General features: G+C 75.2%; 1 protein-coding gene. It reads left to right on the top strand.

Translation table 11 applies throughout. The features are described from left to right. Positions 1–1291, top strand: a 1291-nt coding sequence (locus D7231_RS34965; protein ID WP_242000083.1) for a ribonuclease E/G, incomplete at both ends; no start/stop codon positions are given.

The raw sequence follows: 1291 nt of genomic DNA, 5'->3' as shown, positions 1-1291 counted from the left end.
TCCCCGTGGCCACCGTCTTCCGGGCGCCGGTCTTCCAGGCCCCGATGTTCCAGACCCCGCAGCGCGCCGCCGAGGAGGCGCAGCGCTCCACCGCGGCCGTTCCGGAGCCCGACGAGGAGGATGACGAGGAGCTCGCGGAGGCCGAGGAGTTCGCCGTCGCCGGCGAGGCCGCGGCCGAGGAGGGCGCCGAGGAGCTGGAGGAGGACGACGAGGCGCAGGCCGGGCGTCCCGCCCGCAGGCGCCGCCGGGGCGGGCGCAGGCGCCGCCGCGGCGAGACCGCCGAGCGCGCCGCCGAGGCCGCCGCCGAGGCCGGGGGCGAGGACCGCGAGGAGGGCCCGGCCGAGGAGGAGCCCGAGAGCCTCACGGCCGAGGAGGAGGCCGAGGCCGCCGACACCGACGAGGCCGAGGGCGCCGGCTCCTCGCGCCGCCGCCGCAGGCGCCGCCGCCGCAGCGGCGACGTGGAGGGCGCGGCCGAGGCCGGCGGGGACGACCCCGAGCGCACCGTCGTCAAGGTCCGCGAGCCGCGCCGCAAGCGGCTGGAGGGCGTCGAGAGCAGCGACGGCGTGCAGTCCATCAAGGGCTCCACCCGCCTGGAGGCGAAGAAGCAGCGCCGCCGCGAGGGCCGCGAGCAGGGCCGGCGCCGCGCGCCGATCATCACCGAGGCCGAGTTCCTCGCCCGCCGCGAGTCGGTGGAGCGCGTGATGGTGGTGCGCCAGCACGGCGACCGGACGCAGATCGGGGTGCTGGAGGACGACGTCCTCGTCGAGCACTTCGTGAACAAGGAGCAGTCCGCCAGCTACGTCGGCAACGTCTACCTCGGCAAGGTCCAGAACGTCCTGCCCTCGATGGAGGCCGCCTTCGTCGACATCGGCAAGGGCCGCAACGCCGTGCTGTACGCGGGCGAGGTCAACTTCGAGGCGCTGGGCATGGGCGGCGGCCCGCGCCGCATCGAGTCCGCGCTGAAGTCGGGCCAGGCCGTGCTGGTGCAGGTCACCAAGGATCCCATCGGCCACAAGGGCGCCCGCCTCACCAGCCAGATCTCGCTGCCCGGCCGTTACCTGGTCTACGTGCCCGAGGGCTCGATGACCGGCATCAGCCGCAAGCTGCCGGACACCGAGCGCGCCCGGCTGAAGCAGATCCTCAAGAAGATCGTCCCCGAGGACGCCGGCGTCATCGTGCGCACCGCGGCCGAGGGCGCCACCGAGGAGGAGCTGACCCGCGACGTCGAGCGGCTCCAGGCCCAGTGGGCGGACATCCAGAAGAAGGCCAAGCGCGGCAGCGCCCCGAGCCT

Origin of the sequence: Streptomyces klenkii (assembly GCF_003626645.1) — a bacterium.
GTDB lineage: Bacteria > Actinomycetota > Actinomycetes > Streptomycetales > Streptomycetaceae > Streptomyces > Streptomyces klenkii.
Note: the sequence above shows the minus strand (reverse complement) of the source record. Positions and strands in the feature narration are given on the sequence as shown.